Source organism: Vaccinium witches'-broom phytoplasma str. VAC, from assembly GCF_000309405.1.
Classification (GTDB): domain Bacteria; phylum Bacillota_I; class Bacilli_A; order Acholeplasmatales; family Acholeplasmataceae; genus Phytoplasma.
Window position 1 is genome coordinate 1 of record NZ_AKIN01000137.1, and the last position, 18,771, is coordinate 18,771.

At 28.4% G+C, this 18,771-nt stretch carries 13 protein-coding genes, 1 tRNA gene and 1 other RNA gene; 14 read left to right on the forward strand and 1 reads right to left on the reverse strand.

The features are described from left to right. The first annotated feature begins 46 nt into the window (after nt 1-46). From RI68_RS02230 to RI68_RS02290, 14 genes are all read left to right on the forward strand, one after another. Nucleotides 47-122 (forward strand) — tRNA-Asn (locus tag RI68_RS02230). A 137-nt stretch (nt 123-259) separates the two neighbouring features. Further along, nucleotides 260-2,422, forward strand: a complete 2,163-nt coding sequence (locus RI68_RS02235) for a polyribonucleotide nucleotidyltransferase (protein WP_017193613.1) — start codon at nt 260-262, stop codon at nt 2,420-2,422. 72 nt (nt 2,423-2,494) lie between these two features. Then, an RNA gene (gene rnpB / locus RI68_RS03695) (RNase P RNA component class B) lies at nt 2,495-2,898 on the forward strand. A 416-nt stretch (nt 2,899-3,314) separates the two neighbouring features. Then, nucleotides 3,315-4,817 carry a lysine--tRNA ligase gene (gene lysS, locus RI68_RS02240; protein ID WP_017193614.1) on the forward strand — a complete coding sequence of 501 codons (1,503 nt, stop codon included), beginning with the start codon at nt 3,315-3,317 and terminating at the stop codon, nt 4,815-4,817. A 50-nt stretch (nt 4,818-4,867) separates the two neighbouring features. Continuing rightward, entirely contained in the window at nt 4,868-5,281 is a 414-nt protein-coding gene (locus RI68_RS02245; protein ID WP_017193615.1) for a hypothetical protein, read from the forward strand. A 74-nt stretch (nt 5,282-5,355) separates the two neighbouring features. Further along, the gene (locus RI68_RS02250; RefSeq protein ID WP_017193616.1) at nt 5,356-8,070 is read left to right on the forward strand and encodes a PHP domain-containing protein; all 2,715 of its coding nucleotides are present in this window, start codon (nt 5,356-5,358) and stop codon (nt 8,068-8,070) included. A 31-nt stretch (nt 8,071-8,101) separates the two neighbouring features. After that, entirely contained in the window at nt 8,102-8,524 is a 423-nt protein-coding gene (locus RI68_RS02255; RefSeq protein WP_261974282.1) for a hypothetical protein, read from the forward strand. 279 nt (nt 8,525-8,803) lie between these two features. Beyond that, on the forward strand, nt 8,804-10,060 hold the full coding sequence (gene tilS / locus RI68_RS02260) for a tRNA lysidine(34) synthetase TilS (protein ID WP_026071952.1): 1,257 nt from the start codon (nt 8,804-8,806) through the stop codon (nt 10,058-10,060). A 104-nt stretch (nt 10,061-10,164) separates the two neighbouring features. Beyond that, the gene (locus RI68_RS02265) at nt 10,165-10,914 is read left to right on the forward strand and encodes a hypothetical protein (RefSeq protein ID WP_017193619.1); all 750 of its coding nucleotides are present in this window, start codon (nt 10,165-10,167) and stop codon (nt 10,912-10,914) included. 52 nt (nt 10,915-10,966) lie between these two features. Next, on the forward strand, nt 10,967-11,818 hold the full coding sequence (gene ylqF / locus RI68_RS02270; RefSeq protein WP_017193620.1) for a ribosome biogenesis GTPase YlqF: 852 nt from the start codon (nt 10,967-10,969) through the stop codon (nt 11,816-11,818). Nucleotides 11,819-11,843: 25 nt separating this feature from the next. After that, the gene (topA, locus tag RI68_RS02275; protein ID WP_017193621.1) at nt 11,844-13,808 is read left to right on the forward strand and encodes a type I DNA topoisomerase; all 1,965 of its coding nucleotides are present in this window, start codon (nt 11,844-11,846) and stop codon (nt 13,806-13,808) included. 165 nt (nt 13,809-13,973) lie between these two features. Next, a complete protein-coding gene (ftsY, locus tag RI68_RS02280; protein WP_261974283.1) occupies nt 13,974-15,041 on the forward strand; it encodes a signal recognition particle-docking protein FtsY in 1,068 nt (355 codons plus the stop codon). Nucleotides 15,042-15,185: 144 nt separating this feature from the next. After that, nucleotides 15,186-16,550, forward strand: coding sequence for a signal recognition particle protein (ffh, locus tag RI68_RS02285; RefSeq protein WP_017193623.1), 1,365 nt, complete (start codon nt 15,186-15,188; stop codon nt 16,548-16,550). Nucleotides 16,551-16,608: 58 nt separating this feature from the next. After that, nucleotides 16,609-17,487 (forward strand): 5'-3' exonuclease, encoded by an 879-nt coding sequence (locus RI68_RS02290; RefSeq protein ID WP_017193624.1) that lies wholly within the window; start codon nt 16,609-16,611, stop codon nt 17,485-17,487. A gap of 44 nt (nt 17,488-17,531) precedes the next feature. Here the strand turns inward: RI68_RS02290 and RI68_RS02295 are convergent, their stop codons facing one another. Next, nucleotides 17,532-18,554 carry a hypothetical protein gene (locus tag RI68_RS02295; protein WP_261974284.1) on the reverse strand — a complete coding sequence of 341 codons (1,023 nt, stop codon included), beginning with the start codon at nt 18,552-18,554 and terminating at the stop codon, nt 17,532-17,534. Nucleotides 18,555-18,771: the final 217 nt, after the last annotated feature.

The following is an 18,771-nucleotide window of genomic DNA, read 5'->3' on the forward strand; positions in this document are numbered from 1 at the left end:
TGACTTGTAATCAGTAGGTGGATTAAGGTTAATAAAAAATAATAATGCCTATGTAGCTCAGTTGGTAGAGCATCTGACTGTTAATCAGGAGGTCCTAGGTTCGAGCCCTAGCGTAGGCGCCAAACTATATTAAGATCAATGCAAAAAGGTCTTTTTTTATTATGTACGAATCAATATTAAGTTAATTTTTATTTTCAAAAGTGGTTTTGGTTAAAAAATGATAAAAAAGTTATATAAATGAAAAAAGGAGATTTTTTTAATGACTCAACAAGTGTTTGAAACTACTTTTGAAAATAATTCATTAACTGTGGAAATAAATAAATTTGCTAAACAAGCGAATGGATCTGTTATGGTACGTTATAAAGATACTGTTATTTTGAGCGTTGCTGTTTCTAGTGTGCAAGACACAACTTTAAATTATTTTCCGTTGATGGTGATTTATCAAGAAAAACTATATTCAGCTGGTAAAATACCAGGCAGCTTTACCAAAAGAGAAGGTAGATCTACTGATTTTGAAGTCTTAAATTCACGTTTAATTGACAGAGCTTTAAGGCCTTTATTTGATAAAAATTTAAAAAAAGAAATTCAAATTATAAATACTGTTTTAAGTAATGATCATAATTGTAATAATGAAAATTTCGCTCTTTTTGGCAGTTCTTTGGCTTTATTAGTTTCTGATATTCCTTTCGTGGAAGCGGTTTCTTCTGTTTCTATCGGGAAGATCAAAGGCGAAATGATTATTAACCCTAATTTAAAACAAAAAGAAATGTCTGATTTTTTATTAACTCTTTCAGGCACTAAAGATAGTTTGAATATGATTGAAGCAGTAGCAAAAGAAACTTCTGAAGAAGAATTATTAGAAGTGATGTTGTTTGGCCACGAAGTTATTAAAAAAATGTGCGCTTTTCAAGAAGAAATTCGCCAACAAATTGGTAAAGAAAAGATGGCTTTAGATATTCTAGAAACAAATACAGCTTTATTTCAAGAAATAGATGAAAAATATCGTTCAGCCATAATCGCAATATTACAAGCAAATAATAAACAAAAAAAACAAAAAAACGTCTTATCTCAAAATCTTCAATTGTTAAAAGATGAGATTGTGGCAGAATATAATCAAAAGACTTTTTTCAAAAATGTTGAGGAAATCACAGTTCTTGATTTAGAACAACAAAAAAAATATTTAATCGAAATAGAAACCATTTTTGACGCTTTGTTAACGCAAGAAATTCGTAAAATGATTATTCATGAGAAAAAAAGAACTGATGGAAGAGAAATTGATGAAATCAGAATTATTGAAAATCAAGTGAGTTTATTGCCAAGAACACATGGATCAGCTGTTTTTACTCGCGGTGAGACCCAAAGTTTAGCAGTAGTAACGTTAGGTTCTTTAAGCGAAAGTAAAACGATTGATGATTTAACAGAAGATGCTAAAAAACGTTTTATGTTGCATTACAATTTTCCCGCTTTTTCTGTTGGTTCGGTAGGAAGATATATGTCTCCTTCTCGTCGAGAAATAGGTCATGGTATGTTGGCGGAAAAAGCATTATCACACGTCTTACCTTCAGAAGAAGAATTTCCTTATAGTATCCGCGTAGTATCTGAAATTTTAGAATCTAACGGTTCGTCTTCTCAAGCGACTATTTGTTCCTCTTCTATGGCTTTAATGGATGCTGGCGTACCTTTAAAAAGCGCTGTAGCAGGTATCGCGATGGGATTGTTTTACGATAACCAAGATGAATACGTTATTTTGAGCGATATTCAAGGTTTAGAGGACCAAAAAGGTGATATGGATTTTAAAGTCGCTGGAACTGCAAAAGGTATTACAGCTTTACAAATGGATATTAAAATCGAATCTATCGGTTTAGATATTTTAAAAACTGCTTTGGAAAAAGCGCGTTTAGGCCGTCTGCATATTTTAAATCAAATGAACGATACTATCGCTAAATCACGCAAAGAATTATCTCCTTATGCGTTAAAAATAAAAGTGATTAATATTCACACTAGTAAAATTCGTGATGTTATCGGAACAGGCGGGAAGATCATTTCTCAAATTATTGAAAATAACGATAATGTTAAAATTGATATAGAACAAGATGGACGAGTATTTATTATGCATCAAGATTTAGAAGTAGTGAAAAGAACGTCTCATTATATTTTAAACTTGGTAAAGGACATCGAAGTCGGTCAAATTTTCGAAGGAACCGTGGCTAAGATTTTAATGGATAAAAAAACTGGTCATTCTTTTGGCGCGATAATTCAACTTTTACCTGGAGTAGAAGGTTTCCTTCACATTAGCAAATTATCAGACAAAAGGGTTGATAAAGTGGAAGATGTGGTTAATATTGGGCAAATGGTAACTGTAAAATGTATCAATATCAATGAAAAAGGTAAAATCGACCTTTTGTTGCAGACAAAACATTAATCTGGGAATATTATTGTAAAAAGACAAGAATATTGCGTTAAAATTTGTTAAAATATTAATGTTAAAAAAAATAATGGAAGGTGATCGAGGTTTAATATTGTTTTTAAAAATGTTAGGCTTAGGAAAGTCCATATTAGCACATGTTTAGGAAAGACATGTAGTGTTTGTGCTTAAGGAAAACAAGAACTTAAGGTGCTTAAATTAATTGAAGTAACGACTGTTTAAATTCTAAAAACTTATTCATAAGTTCATGAAAATAAACTTAAAGTGCCACAGAAACGAGTTAATTAGAAATAATTAAATGAAACGCGGTAAACTCCTCAAGCTAACAACCCAAAAAAATGGTAGGGGCACATGAAAATTGACGTTTCCTGTTTTTTAATTATAGTTGGTTTTTGTGCTATTTTCGATAATGAAGGTAGAGATAAATGATCACACTTGTTTGCGAAAACAAGAACAGAACATGGCTTATGCACATTATTTTTTAACATAGAATCTTTTGAATAAAAAGATTCTTTTTTCTTTAAACAAATGAAAATGTTTATTATACAATATAATTGGTTTAGCCTTTTTGAAGACAAAAGAAAAAGGATAATTATTCATAAAAAGCAAGCTTGATTAATTTTTAAATTAACTTTGCAACAATATTGTAGTATTGTTTTTTTAATTTTGACATCTTTTTCTTTTAATATGTTAAAATGATAGGTAAGTTTAACATCTTTTTTTGACGTATGAAAAGTAATTTCTCTTAATCGCTTTTCTTTCTTTTAATTAAAATATGTTAATATTAACATCCAATAAAACTGCTTAAAGTAGGAATGTTTTGCTTTCCGCTGAATTTTATATTCAAAAATAAAAATTAAATAAAACAAAAGGGGTTTAATGATTATTTATGAATAATGAAGAAAAATCATTAGAATTAGAACAAACAGTAATTAGAAAAAATAAAATAGAAGAATTAAAAACAAATGACGTTGAACCTTTTAAAAATCATTTTGTTGTTCAAAATAACGTTTCTGACTTATTGAAAAAATATAAACTTTTAGACAGAACTGAATTAGAGAATAACTTGATTAATGTCGCTGTGGCGGGTCGAATAGTTTTAAAAAGACTTCAAGGTAAAGCGGGTTTTTTTCAATTAAAAGATTTTGATAGTTCTATGCAAGTTTATGTGAATATGAAGCTAGTGTCGCCATTATCTTTCACTATTTATAAAAACGCTGATTTAGGGGATATTGTCGGAATTGAAGGTTATTTGTTTAAAACTAAAACAGATGAATTAACGATTAAAGCTACTAATTTAATCCATTTAAGCAAAAGCTTAAAAGCTTTACCGGATAAACACAAAGGTTTAAAAGATAAAGAATTAATTAGAAAAAAAAGATATATTGATTTAATCACTAATCCCCAATCGATGGACACTTTTGTAACTCGTTCCAAAGTAATTAAAGCGGTCAGAAAATTTTTTGATGATCGAGATTTTTTAGAAGTAGAAACCCCAATTTTACATTCTTTTATCGGCGGAGCTTCCGCTAAACCTTTTATCACTCATCATAACGCTTTAAGTTCTGATTTTTATTTAAGAATAGCTACCGAAATACCTTTAAAAAAATTAATTGTGGGCGGTATGAAAGCAGTTTATGAAATAGGTCGTATTTTCCGTAATGAAGGAATAGATGCTACTCATAATCCTGAATTTACTACTATAGAAGCTTATTTAGCTTTTTCTAATATGCAAGGTATGATGGATTTAACCGAATATTGTTTAAAATACGTAGCGCAAACTGTTTTAGGTCAATTAAAATTTGTATACCAAGGGGACGAAATTGATTTTGGAACCTTCCATAAATATAATATGATTGATATTATTAAAGAACAAACAGGCGTTGATTTTTACCAAGAAATGACTTTGGAAGAAGCGCAAAAAATAGCTCATCAGCATAAAGTACCTTTAGAACCTTTCTTTCAAAAAGGTCATATTATCGGTGCTTTTTTTGAGGAATTTGTGGAACCGACTTTAATTCAACCAACTTTCATTTACCATTATCCTTTTGAAGTAAGTCCTTTGGCACAAAATAATAAGCAAGACCCAAGGTTTACGGATCGTTTTGAATTGTTTATCGCAGGTAAAGAAATAGTAAACGCTTTTAGTGAGTTAAATGACCCAATAGAGCAAAAAAAACGTTTTGAACAACAGTTAATGCAAAAAGATTTGGGCGATGATGAAGCTGGGGAAATGGATATCGATTTCATTGAAGCTTTAGAATACGGCTTACCACCAACTGGTGGGATGGGGATGGGCATTGACCGTTTAGTCATGCTACTGACTGATACGCCTAATATTAGAGACGTTATTTTATTCCCTCACTTTAAACATAACAATCAAATACTATAATTGTTTATTCATTCAATCCAACCATTTTATGGAAAAAAGGAAATTTTTAAATGAATCGAAAAAAAATATATCACAACATTAAAGATTTATTTGTGTATTATTTAACCATTAGCAGCGATCAATCGAAAAACCAAAATTTGGAAAAGATTTTCTCGTTTTATGTTATTAAATTATCCGATAAAGTAATAAAAATGTTAACTCTTAATGAAATAGATCAAAATATCGATCTATTCCAGGAACAGTTAGAATTATACCTTCAAACAGGAGATTTAGAATTTTTCTTACAAGAACAAGAGATTAATATTATTCTTTTATTTTTAGAATCTTTTTATTTTGCTGCGGAAAAATTGATGACTTTAGAAAAAGATAAGTATGCTTTATTTTTATTAGAAGCTGAGAAAAAAAATAAAAATCTTTTTGAAACTGAAGAACACAAGAGAAAATTGAAAAAAAATTTGAATTAATTTTAAAATCTTTTGGTGGGATGGTTGGCGAAAGAAATATAATATTAAAGATTTGAAAAATGAGGTTTTAAATTATGAGAGGTCTTTTTTATCTACAAAGTTTTTACAGCATCGATAAAAGCGTGAATTCAATTGAAAAATTAGTCCAAAAAGCTGTTCAAAATAATTATGATTTTGTGGCTCTTAGTGATGATGAAAATTTATATGGTATGGTAGAATTTATCTCTGTATGTGAAAAAAACCGCATTAAACCTGTTGTAGGTCTTAGAATCTTTGTTTCTTTGGAATGTCTTTTTAAAGGCCGAAAAATAGGTCTTTTAGTGTATGCTTCTAACGATATAGGTTTACGTCATTTGATTAAAATTTCTAATCTTATTCGTACTCATGATAAAACTATCACTTTAGAAGAAATAAATTATTTACAAGAAGGTCTTTTTTTTATTTTATCTAATATTGATTTTTTGCTGGCGGATTTATCCGCTCCTAATAAAATGCAACCTATTTTAGCCGCTTTTAAAACTCATTTAAAGTTGTTTTATGTGGGTTTTTCTTTGCAAAATATTCGTTTAGCTGCGATGGATGAGCACTTTTTCTCTTTGGTGGAGAAATTAGAATTAACAGTGTTTCCGGTTCATAAAACTAATTATTTAGAAAAAGAAGACCGAGAAACTTATGAATTATTGTTAAAATTATCTCATCCGGAGTCAGATACAAAAAATAATATTTCTGATTTAGCCTCTTTTTCTTTTCATTTTTTAGATAAAAAAGAATTTAGTGATCAATATGGTCCTTATTTTAATAAATATAAAAGTTTTTGCGTCGGTTTGGATACTTTAATTAAACCCATTCGTTATGACAAGCTTTTTTCTCAAGAATTGCATTTGCCTCTTTTTAACAATAATAAGGGTCAAACTTCTTTTCAATATTTACGAGAAAAAACTTTTATAGCTTTAAACGCTAAACTTAAAAATCAACAAATAGATGTTAAATTACATTCTGTAACTCAATACCAAAAACAATTAGAAAAAGAATTAAAAATTATTGCCGATTTATGTTATGAAGATTATTTTTTAATTGTGGCTGATTTTTTGGAATATGCTTGGAAAAAAGATATTTTGGTCGGACCCGGAAGAGGCTCTTCTTCTGGTTCTTTAGTGTGCTTTTGTTTAGGGATTACAGAAGTAGATCCTTTAAAATATAACCTTCTTTTTGAGAGATTTTTAAATTATAAAAGAAAAACCTTGCCGGATATTGATCTAGATTTTCCGGATGATAAAATTCATTTAATAACTCAATATATCGCTGATAAGTACGGTTCCGAACATATCGCCAATATAATCACTTTTAATACTTTTACAGTCAAATCTTTAACAAGAGATTTAATGCGTTTAAAAGAAATTAATCCCTTTTTTAAGAAATATTTGGATAAAAATAAAGAAAAAGTGTTGTTGAAAATGGAAGGAATTCCTAAATTAACAGGAATTCATCCAGCAGGCATCATATTAAGCAAAGATAAATTATTTGATTTTTACCCGCTTCAGAAGAATCATCAAACTAATTCACCTATTAAGTATCAAATGCAGTTAGAAAGTAAACAATTAGCTAAAATTGGGTTATTGAAAATCGATTTATTAAGTTTAAAAAGTTTATCTTTAGTAGAAAAAATTTTAAAACAAATTAACCAAAAAGAAAAGTTATTATGGCATGATATTCCTTTGGATAAAAAAGAAGTATATCATACTTTACAAACTGGCAATACCGATTATATTTTTCAATTGGAATCTTTTTCAGCTAAAATGGTTTTAAAAAAAATTAAACCTCAAAATTTTGAAGAATTAGTCGCTGTTTTATCTTTTAACCGTCCTGGACCTTTATCTTTTCTTGATGTATATTGTGCTAACCGTAAAAATAATCAAACTTATTTTATTCATCCTGATGTGGACCATGTTTTGCAAAATACTTATGGAGTGATTTTATTCCAAGAACAAATGATGGAAATATCAGTGAGGTTTGCGGGATATGATTTAGGACAAGCCGAAATTTTGATGAGAAAAATGATTCAAAATAAAAATGTTTCTTTGTGCAATGATACTTTGAAAAAAGATTTTATCAAAAATAGTGTGCAAAATAAAAAACATTCGCCTGCTTTATCCGCACAAGTTTATGATTATATAGTTAAATTTTCTAATTATAGCTTTAATAAAAGCCATAGTGCATCTTATTCTTTAATTAGTTATCGGATGTCTTATTTGAAAACTTATCATTTGATGTCTTTTTATATAGTGATGTTAAATGAATATATTAAAAACGCGCCGGAAACTGCTAAATTGCTCAAAGAAAGTCAAGATAAAATTGTTTTTATTAAACCTAATATTTTAGCAAGTGAAAGTCATTATCGAAACATTAATCAACAAGTTGTAATGCCATTGACTATTATTTATGGCATTAGTGAGGAAATTAGTCATTTTATCATTCAAGAAAGAAAGAAACAAAGTTTTAAGGATTTTTTTGATTTTAAAGTACGGTTGAAACAAGTTTTAAATGATGAATTATTAAAAAATTTAATTTTTTCAGGTGCTTTGGATGTTTTTGGCTTAAATAGAAAAACTTTAATGAAAAGAGCTAAATTTGAACTTTTAGCTCATGAAATATATTTGTCTGGCTTTAGTAAGAAAACAGATGATGAATATACACCAGGAGAATTGAAAAAAGCAACTCTTAAAGTTTTTGGTTTTGATGTAGACGTGATTATTGAACGTACGCCTCAAAATCAAACAAATATCAAATAGTGAAAATGGAATGAGGAAAAATATGAATTTAATGAAAAAAATATCCTTTAATTTTCGTAAATATTTTGTTAATAAATCTTGGAGAACGAATAAAAATTTTCGTTTAATGATGGTTTTAATGAGTTTTATTATTATATCTTTAATTATTGTCGCTAAATTGGATAGAGCTGTTTATCAAAAGAATGAAATCAATTTTGATAATTTTTATCAAGTTTCTGAAGTTAAAAAGGTTCAAAAGGAAGATCGTACTGGTTCAGAAGAAACTACTATTAATTTAAAAGCGATGTTTATCGGAGTGATTTTTTTGGTTTGTTATTTTGGTTTAAAAAAAGGCGCTTTTGGGGTCACTTTAGGAACCTTTTTAGGAGCTATTTTGGGAGTTTGGTTAGCTTTATTATTTCCTTCCTTTTTTTATTTTTTTGAATTACTATTGAGATGGGTGTTAAGACTTTAATAATGGATGTAAAGACCTACTTAATAGGTCTTTTTTTTATCTAGAAGGATTTTACTTGGCAAATAAACGTGGATAAAACTTTGGTTTATGTTATATTATAGGTAGTTGGAAAATAAAATTGGTGATCGTTCTTAGTTGATTCTTGATTTGTAAATTCTATGAAGGATGAGAAAATTTTTTTGGGAGGAAAATTTTTCTTTTTAGAAATAAAAAGTACAAAATCATTGAACATTATTTTACTAATTATTTAAATTCGGAAAATAGCGAGAATTATTGATTGTGAAATTAAAATTATCAACCCCTTTAAGCACTCAAAAACTCTATATTATATCTGTTAGTGGTGGAGTTGATTCTATGGTTTTATTAGATTATTTATTTCATCACCAAATACCTTTAATTGTGGTTCATTTTAATCATTTAACGAGAGAAGAAGCCATTTTAGATAAAGAGTTGGTCTTTAATTATTGTCAAGCTAAAAACATCCCTTTTCATTATTTTGAATTAGATTTGCCTAAAAAAGATTTTCAGAATCAAGCGAGCTTATTAAGAAAAAAAAGGTTAAAAGAAATAGCGATGCAATATGAAACTCGTTATTGTTTAACTGCTCATCATTTAGATGATTTAGCGGAAACTATTTTGTTAAAAATGATAAGGGGTAGTTCTTTATTAGGTTATAGCGGAGTTCAACCATCTTATCGAGAAGATAATATCTTTTTTTTAAAACCTTTCTTATATTTGCCTAAAGAAGAACTTATTTGTTACGCTGTTGAGAAAAAAATACTTTTTTTAGAAGATCGTACTAATAGTTTAAACATTTATACTCGTAATAAAATTAGAAACCAAATTATCCCTTTTTTAAAAGAAGAACGTCATTTTTTGAAGAATGTGGAGAAGTTTCATTGGCAAATAACTGAAGCGCATGATTTCATTCGCTCTCAAAGTCGACTTTTTTTAAATCAACAAACTTTATCAGAGGTGTGGGATTTAGAAGCTTTTTTATTATTGCATATTGCTGTGCAAAAAGATATTCTTTTGACCTCTTTAGAAGATAAAAAGATTAGTAAAAATTTTACTTTAATAAATAACATCATTAAAGGTTTAAAAAACAGTCATAAACCTAACGCAGAATGGGATTTAAACAATGAGTGGTTTTTGCTGAAACAATACGATCAATTATTGTGGCAAAAAAAGACTCTTTTAGTTCAAGAAAACTTAGCAAAACCTTTATTATACGGTTGTGTAGAGCCAAAATTATTATCTTTTTGTCAAGAACAAAAGACTCTTGTTTATGACGAAGGAAAGATAAAATTTCCTCTGGTTTTAAAACAAAAAGGAGATGGAGATGTTGTGAAATTTCCTTTTGGGACGCAAAAATTAAAAAAATTCCTGATTAATAAAAAAATACCTTTATCAAAGAGAAAAAATTTATGTTTAGTGGTCGACCAGAATAACACTGTCCTTTGGATTCCTCATTTATATATTAATCAAACCTTAGGAAAAACAAAAACTTTTAATTTAGGGATAAATTCTGTATAATTGATATGAATAAAAAAACATTTATGAAAGTTTATTTTTATTGTTAAAAAGATGTAATAAAGGAAAAATAAATAAATAAATAAAGGCAATGGAGTTTGGAGTTTATGAAGTTATGGTATCCTGATTTATGGGGTTATTTAGCTACTTTTGGTAGTTTTCTAACCGGTCTTTTTACTGGTTTTATGGTTACTTTGTTATTGTATATTTTTGTTAGTATTAAGAATTTTAATAAAAGATCTAAAATTTATAAAAGTAAATACGAAATAACTGATGAGGAAATCAATCAATTAATCAAAGATACGCAAGAAGAATTCAAAAACAATATGAACGAAACAAAAGATGAATTTATGATGAATTTATATCAAAGCGTGTGTAAATTGATTTTTGAGACATCGCATAAATTTTATCCTGATTCGCCTTTCCCTTATTTAGAAATTACTTTGGATGAATCTTTAACTTTCATGAAATACTTGCAACAAAGGATTGATGAATTGTTTGAAAATAAGATGATCCGTATGTTTAAAAAAATGACTTTAAGGCGCATTTTTACTTTAAAACAAAAATTAGTGGATAAAAAATATATTGATAAATATAAAAAAACCAATAAAGCGATTAGTTTTGTTACTGGCGCTTTGAATTTAATCAATCCTTTCCATTGGGCTAAAAAAATTTTTTTCAATAGATTTTATAAAAGTATGTTTGAAAAAATAGGTTGTGCTATTTTAGTGATTGTAGGAGAAGAAGCGTATAAAGTTTATAATAAAACTATTTTTACCTCTGAACAAGATTTAGAAGATTATTTTAAAGAATTGCAAGAAGAAGTAAAACGTCAAGAAAAAGAAGAAAAAAAATAAAATCTTTTTTATTGCGCGGAAATAAACAAAGATAAAGAGTGGTTATAAAATAATGGTCGTTATTAAATGGTTTCCAGGACATATGAAAAAAACTTTAACAGACATTAAAATGAATATCAAATTTGTGGATTTCATTTTAATTGTGTTAGATGCTCGAATTCCTGTTTCTAGTATGAATTTTGACCTACTAAAAGCTCTTAACAATAAACCTGTTTTAATTTTATTTAATAAAACCTCTTTATCTGATGTTGATAAAAACCATCTTTTTGTAGATTTTTTTAAACAAAAAAAATTATTTACTTTAAATATTGATGCGAAAACTAATTTGAATATTAATAAAATTTATCCTTTGATGCAGTCTATTTTAAAAAGTAAAAAAATTACGGTTCATAAAAAAATTTTAAAATTGATGATTGTGGGAGTACCTAATGTAGGTAAATCGACTTTAATTAATGCTTTATCACAGAGAAAAGCATTTAAAACAGCGAATACTCCTGGAGTTACTAAAAGGATGCAATGGATTGCTTTAAATAATAATATGAAATTATTAGATACTCCTGGAGTTTTGTATCATAATTTTACTGATCCACAAATAGGTTATTCATTAGCCATTTCTTGCTGTATTAAAACCACTTTATTGCCTAAAGAGGATTTAGTGGGATATTTATTAACTTACTTGAAAAAACACTATAAAAATTGTTTAAAAAGAATGTTTAAACTAGATGATAAAGTTTTAGAAGAAGAAAACTTATTACCTATTATTGCCCAAAAAGTTAATTTTTTATTAAAAAATAATGTTTTAGATGAGAATAAATTGTTAGACATGATTGTGCATAAAATAGGTAATAATAAAAAAGAAAAATTTAATTTTGATCTCGATTTAATTAGTACGTTAAAATTTTAAAATTATAGAAAGAGAATTAGTACAAATGAAAACACAAGTTATTATTGTTGAATCGCCTTCTAAAGCTAAAACTCTTAATAGTTATTTTGATAATAAAATTTTAATTCTCTCTTCTAAAGGTCATATTAGAGATTTATCTTTAAAAGGTAAAAACCGTTTAGGGATTCATATTGAAAAAGATTTTTTACCTGATTATAAGATTATTCCAACACAAGAAAAACTAGTCAAAGATTTAATCCGTTGGACCAAAGGCAAAAAAGTCTTGTTAGCGACTGATCCAGATCGCGAAGGAGAAGCTATTGCTTGGCATTTAGCACAAGTTTTGAATTTAAAAATGACTGATAAAAACCGTATCTTTTTTACGGAAATAACCAAAGATGTAGTTTTGGAGGCTTTTAACAAGCCTTCTGCGATTAATCAATCCTTAGTTGATTCGCAAGAAACACGTAGAATGTTAGACCGTATAATGGGCTTTAAACTGTCTCGTTTAGTGAAAAGAATTAAATCCCAATCAGCTGGTAGGGTTCAATCAGTGGCTTTAAAATTAATCGCCGAATTAGAACAAGAAAGAGAAAAATTTATTCCTGAAGAATATAATTTAATTAAAGCTTTTTTTGAGAATTTTGAAGCCTCTTTAGTGGTTAAACCGAAAGATAAAAAAATTAAAAGCGAAGAAGCGGCTCAAATAGTAGAACAAATAAAAGATCAATATTTTCTTTTAAAAGAAATAGTGGAGAAAAAAGTGGTTAATAAATCACCAAAACCTTTTATCACTGCTTCATTACAACAAGAAGCTTTTAGACATTTATCAATGAACGCAAAACAAACAATGATTAATGCGCAAAAACTGTATGAAGGAATTGAAATAGAAGGAAAACCGGTAGGTTTGATTACTTATATGAGAACTGATTCTTATCGTTTATCTATGTCTTTTATGAAAGAAGTTAAAATTTTTATTAAAGAAAAATATGGTCCAGAATATTTGGGAACTTATCAACAACTTATCCAATATAATATTCAAGAAGCGCATGAAGCTATTAGAATTACGGATATTAAAAAAACGCCGGAAAGTTTAACCCAATATTTAAATAAGTATCAATTATCTTTATATAAAATGATTTATGAACGAACTTTGACTAGTTTGATGGCTAACGCTGTTTTCAATAAAACACAATTATTGTTTCATGTTAAAGATTATGTGTTTAAAACCGAAGGTTTAACAGTCTTATTTGCTGGTTTTTATCAAGGACTAGATACTAATACTTTTAAAAATGATTTTTTACCAGATTTAGAGGTTAACAAAACTTATTTACCGCAAGAAATAACTACTCTGCAAAAATTTACTACTCCGCCTGCTCGTTTTAATGAAGCTTCTTTGATTAAAACTTTAGAACAATTAAAAATTGGTCGTCCTTCGACTTATTCTACCATCATTGAAACTTTAAAAAAAAGGTTTTATGTGACAGTAGAAGAAAAAAGATTTTTTTGTACGGAACAAGGTTTTTTAACTAAAAACCTTTTAGACCAATATTTCAATTTTTTAATTAACATTGACTATACGGCTCAAATGGAAGAAAATTTAGATAAAATCGCTTCCGGTCAATTAGATAAAATCGCTTTTTTAAAAAATTTTTATCACTTTTTTCAAGAATTATATTCCATAGCGGACCAAAAAATTGTTGCTAGCAAACCAGTTTTCGCAGAAGAAAAATGTAGTGTTTGTGGAGAATTATTATTTAAAAGAAGGGGTCTATATGGGGAGTTTTTGGGTTGCAGTGCTTTTCCAAAATGTAAAAACATCATTCCTTCTAAAGAAAAAACTCCGTCTTCACCACCGGTTTTAACTAAACATAAATGCGATTCCTGCGGAGCTTTTTTAGCGAAAAGAAAAGGTCGATATGGGGAGTTTTTAGGTTGCAGCAATTTTCCTAAATGTAAAAAAAATGTTTCTTTAAAAGACATAGAAGCTCGACAAATAGAAAAAGAATAACTCTTTTTCTAAAAAGTTTTTATTCAAAACAGACTGATGTTTTTATATAATATTAGTTATACAAGAATATTTATTGTTTATTCATCATGCATGCAAAAAATTAGATCAATTTGTTCTTGCTTATCTTCTTCTTTATAACTTGTTTTAAAGAAAATGATTAATTAAATGGACAAATTATTAAAAAAAAGGTGTTGGCAAAATATGTGGAATTTTTTAAAAAAAATATTTAATAAAAAACCGGTTAAAAAAGAAGACATTTTAGGAGTTAAAAAATTAGGTAATAATTTATCCCAATGGACCCAAAAAGTACAAAAAAAGAGCTCTTTTAATCCTTCTTTTTTAGAAGATTTAGAGATTTTATTAGTTAAAGCTGATGTAGGGGTCACAACAGCGGCACACTTAATAGCTAATATTAAAAATCGTTTAGAATATAAAACTATTCAAGAGCCTTCCGCTTTTATCGCATTAACGATGGAGGAAATTGTTGGTTTATATGAAAAAGAACCTCATGATAACGCCGAAAAAGCTTTATCTTATGAAAAGACTGATAAAACCAATAATGTTTTAAATAAGTCAGAAAAGGTCGAAAAAATAACTAAAACTATTAATGCCGATAAACCGCAAATTTATCTCTTTATGGGTGTTAATGGGGTAGGCAAAACGACCACTATTGGTAAGTTAGCCATGAAATTGACCTCTGAAGGGCAAAAAGTGCTTTTAGTAGCTGGTGATACTTTTAGAACTGGAGCAGTCGAACAATTAAAAATTTGGGGCGAAAGAACGAAAAGTGAAGTCTTTTTCAAAGAAGGAAAAATCAGCCCTTCAGCAGTTGTTTTTGACGCTTTGGTTTATGCGGAAAAAAATGCTTTTGATACGGTTTTATGTGATACTTCAGGTCGTTTACAAAATAAAGTTAACTTAATGAAAGAGCTAGAAAAAATAAAAAAAGTGATTCAAAAAAAAATCCCTCAAGGTCCGCATGAATCTTTTTTAGTGCTGGATTCTATGACAGGTCAAAATGGTCTGAATCAAATTGATTTATTTAACCAAAGCATTTCTTTAAGTGGCGTTATTTTGACTAAAATGGATGGAGCTTCTAATGGTGGTTTAATTTTAGCTATTAAACATCTTTACAATCTAGAAACTAAATATCTCGGTATGGGTGAAAATCCTAATGATTTATTCTCTTTTGATATTAGAACTTTTATTCACAACTTATTTATCAAAGACTAAGTCGCTTCCGACGAATATTTATGAAAAAAAATGCACAATTGTTTGATATTTATTAAAAATAATTTAAAAAGTATGAAAAAAAACTACAATTAACATATAAAAAATCAACCACAGACTCTCCGAAAACGAAAGGAAATTCAAAAGATGAGTATTTTAAGTAGAAGTTTTCAAAAAATTATGGATACAATTAAAGGTAAAAAACATATTCAAGAAAAAGATCTTGAATTGATGATGAAAGACATCCGTTTATCTTTTTTAGAAGCGGATGTTAATTATGATGTTATTGCTCATTTTAACCATTTAATCAGAGAAAAAGCGGTTGGAAAAGAAGTCTTAAAAGGGCTTGAACCGCAACAACAAGTGGTCAAAATTATTAACGAGGTTTTAACGACTGTTTTAGGTTCTAAAAATATACCTTTACAACTTAATAATCCTTATGATGTGGTTTTATTAGTAGGACTTCAAGGGAGTGGTAAAACCACTACCGCTGGTAAATTAGCTTATTTTGTGAAAAAAAAATTAAACAAAAAAGTTTTATTAATTGCTGCTGATACATATCGTCCTGGAGCAGTAGAACAATTAGTGGGCATTGGGGAGAAAATTAACATTGATGTTTTCTTTCAACAAAACGAAACTACTCTGAATATTATTGATAATGGTTTAAAATACGCTCTTCATAATGGTTTTGAAACAGTTATTATCGATACTACTGGTCGTTCCGCTTTAGACCAAGATATGTTGGATGAAATTAAAACTATTAAAGAAAAAGTAAAACCAAGCGAAACTTTAATTGTGGCTGATTCTCTGTTAGGTCAACAAGCTTCTGTTGTGGCGAAAGGATTTCATGAAGCTCTTGATGCAACCGGGGTTATTATGACTAAAATGGATGCTGATATTAAAGGTGGATCGGTTTTATCTATCAAATATGTAACTAATTTACCGATTAAATTTATATCTTCTTCTGAAAAACATGATGATGATAATTTTGAAATTTTTTATCCGGACAGAATGTCTTCACGTCTTTTAGGGATGGGAGATATATTAACTTTAATCGAAAAAGTAGAAGATAAGGTTAATTCCGAACAAGATAAAAAACTAATGGACCGTTTATTGCAAGACGATTATAATTACAACGACTTACAAAGACAATTCAAACTTTTAAAAAAAATAGGTTCTATGAAAAAGATTTTAAATTTTATTCCTGGAATAGGTTCTAAAATAAGAAATATGCCGATGTTAGATAAAGATATTATTGCCCAATTTGAAACTATTATTCAAAGCATGACTAAAGAAGAGCGCTTACAACCGCAATTAATACAATCTAATAATCGTCGTCGTAGTCGTATCGCAAAAGGTTCCGGCAATAAATTAAAAGATGTGAATTTATTAATGGATTTTATCGAAAAACAAAAACAAATTTCTAAAAAAATGGGCAATATGGATCCTGATAAGTTAAGCGCTTTAGATAACCCTGAAGAATTATTAAAACAATTTATGGATCAAAATTAAACAAAATTTTTTTACTTTTTTAAAGAAGCTAAGATAACGATGGAGAATTAAATAAAAAATGCAACATTTAATCTTGGTAGACGGAAATTCTTTAATGTTTAGAGCTTATTACGCTACCGCTTATAGTCAACAAACACCTACTTTAAACTCTCAAGGAAAAAATGTAAATGCTTTGATGGTTTTTATTAATATGTTTGAAAAAATTTTAGAAAAAACTCATCATCATATTTGTGTGGCTTTTGATTCTCCTGACAAAACACAAAGACATGAAATTTATGGAGATTATAAAAAAGGTCGTCCGACCGCTCCCCAAGATTTAATTGACCAAATAGATTTAATTAAAGAATATTTAACTCTTTCAGGTGTTAAACATTATGCTCAACCAACTTATGAAGCTGACGATATTATAGCTACTTTAGCTAAACAAGCAAGCGATAAAAACATCACTACCACTATTTATTCTAGTGATAAAGATTTTTTACAATTAATTGATGAAAATATAACTGTGATTTTAATTAAACAAGGTTTGAAAAAAGTAGTTTCTTATGATATCTCAAAATTATGGGAAGAATATCAGTTAAAACCTGCTCAAATAGTGGATTTTAAAAGTTTAGTGGGAGATTCTTCAGATAACATTAAAGGAGTGTCTTCTGTAGGTACTAAAACGGCTATTAAATTATTAAACCAATTTGGTAATTTAGAAAATATTTATCTTAATTTAGAACAACTAGCGCTTAAACTAAAAGATAATTTAAAAAAATTTCAAGAAAAAGTTTTTTTGAATCGTTTTTTAATTACAGTTAACACTTTAGTGCCTTTAACTTTTGATTTAAAAGAAACAGAATTAACTACTTCTAAAAACGATTTATTAATTGCTTTTTTACAAAAACATGAATTAAAAAGAATTATGTTACAAAAAATGAAAAAAGCAGTTTAAAGATTTAAAGACATAAAAAAAAGACCTTTTAAAAGGTCTTTTTTTTATTTATGGTGATGTGAATTTTTTTTCTTTTTAATTTTGACTATTACGCCGTAAGCGGAAGCTCCGGAAACAGCAATTACCATAGTTAAAATCCAGAACCATATTTCGGTTAACCAATTATAATCAGAAACCTTTTCTTGCGGAGAATTAGCAACAGTTTGATAAGTTAAATCAACTGAAGATCCGGGATTGTAATTATTGCTATCAGGTTTAGTTTTTACAATTGCTTTAGTGGTGGAATTATTAGGATCTAAAACCACTTCTACATCTTCTTTAAAAACATTATTATATTTTTTCGTTATTTGGTTTAAAATTTCCTCTTTTGTGGGCTCTTTAGGATCCGAACAAACTACATTACCTATCTCGCCGGAAGTTATGATGGTGGATAATTCTGTTAGTTTAGCAACAGTTTTATAAGTTAAATCAACTGAAGATCCGGGATTATAACTCACACTATCGGCGTTGGCCTTTACTGATGCTTTAGTGGTGGGATTCTGAGAATCTACAATTATATTTACTTCATCTGGGGCGAATTTATTGTATTTTTGCGTTATTCGGTTTGAAATTTCCTCTTTTGTGGGCTCTTGAGGGTTCGAACAAACTACATTACCTATATTGCCGGAAGTGATGACTTGAGAAAGATCTGCCGGTTCAAAACCAGTGGAATAATTCAGATCGGCTTGTCCTTTGTAGGGATTATTTTGAGAATCTGGATTAGATGGAAAAAGAGAAGCTTTTTTGTAAGGCCATAAACCATCAAATATTACTTTAATGTGAATATCATCAATTGGAATATTAGGGTTTTTGCCATGAACTGCTTGTAAAATTTCTTCTCTTGTGGGTTTTTTAGGGTCGGAGCATTGAATAGAATCTAACTCTTTATTAACAATTACATCTTCCAATTTTTGTTTGTCGCTGTCATTAGTAGCATTTAATAAATGTGTTCTTCCTGTGATTAAAACTAAAAAAAATAAAATTAAAAATAATCTTCTTGTGTATTTTATTATTGAGTTATGTTTCAAACTTTTTTTATATACCATAGAATATTTTTGTCTCCTATATTTTTGTGTCTTACAAAATGGGGCCACATTACATGGGCGAACCCTACTATAATGGCGCCATGGCACCAATTTAAAACAACTAATCTTTCCGAAAAAAATGGTTTTTTTCGGAAAGATTAGTTATTAATTTAATTTAATAATAACATAAAAAAATTAATTGTCAACCTTTTTTTAAAAA

Bases quoted from the DNA above. Each gene is read 5' to 3' on its own strand.
- RI68_RS02255 (WP_261974282.1), top strand. From the start codon at position 8,102: ATGAAAAAAATATCCTTTAATTTTCGTAAATATTTTGTTAATAAATCT.
- RI68_RS02290 (WP_017193624.1), top strand. From the start codon at position 16,609: ATGCAACATTTAATCTTGGTAGACGGAAATTCTTTAATGTTTAGAGCT.
- RI68_RS02265 (WP_017193619.1), top strand. From the start codon at position 10,165: ATGAAGTTATGGTATCCTGATTTATGGGGTTATTTAGCTACTTTTGGT.
- lysS (WP_017193614.1), top strand. From the start codon at position 3,315: ATGAATAATGAAGAAAAATCATTAGAATTAGAACAAACAGTAATTAGA.
- ftsY (WP_261974283.1), top strand. From the start codon at position 13,974: ATGGACAAATTATTAAAAAAAAGGTGTTGGCAAAATATGTGGAATTTT.
- ffh (WP_017193623.1), top strand. From the start codon at position 15,186: ATGAGTATTTTAAGTAGAAGTTTTCAAAAAATTATGGATACAATTAAA.
- ylqF (WP_017193620.1), top strand. From the start codon at position 10,967: ATGGTCGTTATTAAATGGTTTCCAGGACATATGAAAAAAACTTTAACA.
- RI68_RS02250 (WP_017193616.1), top strand. From the start codon at position 5,356: ATGAGAGGTCTTTTTTATCTACAAAGTTTTTACAGCATCGATAAAAGC.
- RI68_RS02245 (WP_017193615.1), top strand. From the start codon at position 4,868: ATGAATCGAAAAAAAATATATCACAACATTAAAGATTTATTTGTGTAT.
- topA (WP_017193621.1), top strand. From the start codon at position 11,844: ATGAAAACACAAGTTATTATTGTTGAATCGCCTTCTAAAGCTAAAACT.
- RI68_RS02235 (WP_017193613.1), top strand. From the start codon at position 260: ATGACTCAACAAGTGTTTGAAACTACTTTTGAAAATAATTCATTAACT.